At 41.2% G+C, this 4,423-nt stretch carries 1 protein-coding gene; it reads right to left on the bottom strand.

The window, feature by feature from the left end:
• Window positions 1-72: 72 nt before the first annotated feature.
• Window positions 73-4,167: a malectin domain-containing carbohydrate-binding protein gene (locus VB740_RS17265; RefSeq protein ID WP_323201191.1), complete on the bottom strand. Its 4,095-nt coding sequence runs from the start codon at window positions 4,165-4,167 to the stop codon at window positions 73-75.
• Window positions 4,168-4,423 lie beyond the last annotated feature (256 nt).

Here is a 4,423-nt window from a genome sequence, read left to right as displayed (position 1 = left end):
CTTGTGATTAAGCTTTCGTTACATAGCTATAAATTTTCTCGCCTACCTACTTAGATTGCAGACTTTATTTCATCAAACGAAGTAGGCTGTTCCAGTTAGTGGCAAGAATGCATCTGCCATTACTGACTGCTTACCATTGCTATTAACAACCAAATCTAATAATCCGTTAGCGTTGGGGTCAATGAGCGGTTTGCCGACAAAGTTTGGCAGAGTACCAATGATTCTTTGATCAGAAACTGAGGTAATAGATGCAGATTGTCCACCAATGGAAACCTGAGTATTCCCCAAAGTACCGAAGTTCTTACCGCCGATGACAAATGTATTACCACCTACTGCTGGCGCTCTCCAGGGGAATAAATCGTAGACAGTAGGATCTACCACCCCAGGATCGTTAGGAAGTGCAACCGTAATTAAGTTGTCAGTCAAATCAACGCCAACAATTGCACCTCCAGGCCCATGCTTGATATCTAAACCATCTGCAACACCAGTCAGGGTAGTAGTTTGTTGCACCTGAGTGCCATCTGGTGAGAGTTTGATGTTATAGAATTTGCCATTCCATTGCTGGGCAATTAAATTACCTCGCATTTGGTTTTGGAATGTTGTGGCACGGTACTCATCAAGCCCATTAGTTGAAGGAGTAAAAGTTGTCAGTGGAGCTGTATATACTCCTGGAATACTGGGGTCACTTAGCCCATAATAAGTATTCTGGCGATTGTCAGAGCTTCCACGATTTCGATTAGGATGACCGTAGTATTCACCTGCTTTGATCAGATTGAGTTCATCTGGAGCAGAATCGACAGTTGTTGGTTTTTGAGTTGTAGCCGAGGTAGAGATGTCTCCAAATGTTGCGTTATAACCATTCTCTGTGGCATAAAGTAATCCTTGTGTTGTGAAAGCTGCACCAAAGGCATTACGAAGTCCACTAGCGTATACGGAAACATCTACACCAGATTTGACTTTTGCTATATCTCCAAAGACTTGACTATCTGCCGGATTAAAAGTTAATCCACTAGGAATCTCATAACCAGCTGGTAGAGGATTTGGTAGCTCATACTTTATCTGCCCATTGAAGCTAGATTTTGAAATTTCAGCTTTGAGGATAGCAGCTGAGAAAGGAGACTCTGGAACACCGCCTATATTGTCATTGGTAATACCTGCATTAGTATTGCCACCAACATTAATGTATAAATCGCCTTTGTTATCAAACGTTAAAGCATTAATACCGTGGTCATGGTTGGAAACCGGTAGCCCTGAAACTAAAGATTTCCGTTGCGAAAAATTAGCTCCTTCGAGTATTGAAATTTCACCACTATAAGGAGAAAGTTCAGTTTTAGGAAAGCCTTTACCATCATTATTGGCATATAGCTTACTATGAGCAACATAAATACTTGGGGCACCAGAGGTATCGTAAGGGTTAAAAGCGATCCCTAATATTTGCTTATTATCTAGGTTCTTGATAGTGGTGATTGTTTGGGTAGCAGTAATGTTGTAGTTCTGATCAAAGGTGTATGCTTTGATTTCACCACTGTAAGTGCCCACATAAAACCTACCATCTGGGCCCCAAGCTCCGACCGTAGGAGAACTAACTGTAGCTACTGTTTTCTTGTCAAAGCTGATAGCAACGATGTCATTGTCGATGATGTCAACAGCAAGATTTGGAACAGTAAGATTTTTGTAGCTGTTATCTGTAGTAGTGATCGTGTGAGTAATGTTGGCTGTTTGGGCACCTTCTGCCACATTATCGTTCACTGCACTGATAGTGACTGTTTGAGCAACATTCCAGTTAGCAGCAGTGAAGGTCAAACTAGTCTTGTTGGCGCTGAGCTGATTGCCAGGTACAAGATTAATCGTCACATCCTCTGTGGGTTGGCTATTGAGAACTAAGGAGTAAGTATCACTAGCGCCTCCTTCCGTGACCTCAGTTTTGCCTTCTGTTTGTTGCAAAACTACTTGTGGCCCAGTCAATGCAATGACTTCAATACCTGTGATACTAGCGTTGTCAACGCTGGCTGCGAAATCAATGTTGAGGATGCCATCAGTTACAGTCTGGGTTGGGGCAGATAGAACCAAAGCAGAGTTATTACCTGTGAAGAAGGCATTTTTGGATTTGGCAAAAATGTCTATGTCATCAAAAACTTTCTGACCTTCTAGAGAAACATCAAATATCCTCTTATTAAAGTCAGTCCAGTAAATTTCTGTAAAGTGTAGATTTACGGCATAGTTGCCGTTCGCTACTGGAATTTGATAAGCCAAGTTTTTGCCATAACGCTCAGTTTGATACACAGCGTCGTCTTCCGTCTTGCCGATTGGAGCAGCAGTGGAATAGGTATCGCTTGTTCCTACGAAATACTTATCTGCTTCCCAAACTTGGCCTTTGGTATCGGTATAAGATTTAGTTGAGCCTGTATCGATCCGAATGGCTTTGCCTGTGGCTGGAGAACTATCGTTGTCAATAACATTAACAGCAACATTAGGAATGCTAAGAGTTTTGTAATTGTTATCTGTAGTGGTAATGGTGTGACTAATATTTACTGTTTGAGTTCCCTCTACTAAGCTATCATCAACAGCTTTAACAGTAACAGCTTGGGCTATATTCCAGTTATCAGGTGTGAAGATTAGGCTGGGCTTATCTAGGGTAATTTGATTACCGGCTGCTAAGTTAATCGTTACATTGCTTGTAGGTTTGGTATTCAAAACTAACGAGTAACTATCACCAGTAGCTGCTCCTTCAGTAACCGTAGTATTACCGCCAGTCTCTTGCACAATTACCTTTGGCCCAGTCGCACTCACAGGGATGATTTCAATAGCCGAGACTTTAGCATTGTCTTTACTGGCCAAGAAATTCAAGTTCAGTGTGCCATCTTTGACGTTAACATTAAAGGACTTGTCCAGAGCAATATTTTTACCGCCAGCTTGGGCAAAAATATCTAGGTCATCAACTACTAGCTGATTCTCTGCACTGACATCAAAGATGCGCTGACCTGCGGCATTCCAGTATATTTCTGCAAACTGGAGTTTGACTGTGTAATCTCCGTTGAGTACTGGAATCGCATAGTCCAGGTTACTCAACCAACGCTCTGTTTGATAAAGTGGGTCTGCGACAGTACTGGCGATCGCTGTTGTCGTACCATTAAGATTGCCACCAACAAAATACTGATCTGCGCTCCAAACTTGACCTAAGCTATCGGTGTACGCTCCACCTCCTGCATTGATCCGAATTGCGTTGGGTTTGGGTGGAGTATCACCTGAATCAGGTAGAGGTGCGGGTGCAGCGTTAGGCTGATAATCTAAAATCTGCACGACAGATGGTAAGCTTGTCGTTCCATCGGTGGCTTTAGTTACCGCAACGATATGGTTCAATCCTCCATCCGTTTGAGAACGTGTGAGGGTTATCGGAATATCGACAAAACCTCCTGTCCCAATCGTGGCAGACTTTTCATTAACAGCGATCGCTGAGTTGGCTTCAAAAGGATCTAGATCAAAGCCACCGCCGTTATTTTTAAATAAGCCAGCCTCCATCACTAGTAAGTTAACTGAAGTTCCTGGAGTACCGCTGACTTTAACTGTTTGGTTGGCATTTGAAACAGTTGTGGGTGCAGTTGAGGCTAGACCCAAAACCTGAATTGTTGGTTGGGTAGGTGCATTTGCTTGGATAACAACCTGTGAGCCATCTAAACTATTGGGAATTCTATAAGTCTTTCCTGTGTAACTGGTACTATCAGAGAAATCGACTGTGAGCGTTGTACCTATTAGTTCTAGACCAGAAACACTTCCTGACTCATTTGGCCCTGGAGCAGGTAAACCTTTGATACTGGTTGGGTCAACATCTACAGAAAAAGTGAATGTTTTACCTGGATCAAAGCTGTTAAAAGTGATTTCTACGGCATCAAAGCCACCGTCACGAGCTTTGAGGAACTTGAAAGCAGCAAATCCTGTTCTGCCTTCACTATCTACTGTGAAGTTCTTCGCTACAAGGTCACCAGCAGTTCCCGAAGGATCAAAGACTAAATCTGGAAGAATACTAGTGCTGAGGTCAATTACTACTTTGTTTATTTTTTCTTGAGATGTGGAATTATTAACAATCTTAAAAGAGCCGGAATTATAGGTACTGGCATTGATGCTATTGGCATTTGCATCATCAATGAAAAAAGAAGCTTTAGCAACCATGATGTTCTACCTACGAATAATTGCTTACTCAATCTCACGTAAAAGACATACTTCGTATAAGGGTTTATATAAATTTATAATGTTTTTATTTAAAAAAAATATTAATTTTTTTTGAACATTATATTAATCAAATACTTATAAAAATTGCATAAAGCTAGATAAATATTTTATGTAGTTTTTATTAATTTACCGTAAACATTTAATCAATAGACACGTCCGGAATATGATTTGGTTACAAAAAAATGGTAGAAAGGAA

This window comes from Nostoc sp. UHCC 0251 (genome assembly GCF_034932245.1).
In the GTDB taxonomy this organism is placed as follows: domain Bacteria; phylum Cyanobacteriota; class Cyanobacteriia; order Cyanobacteriales; family Nostocaceae; genus Nostoc.
Note: the sequence above shows the minus strand (reverse complement) of the source record. Positions and strands in the feature narration are given on the sequence as shown.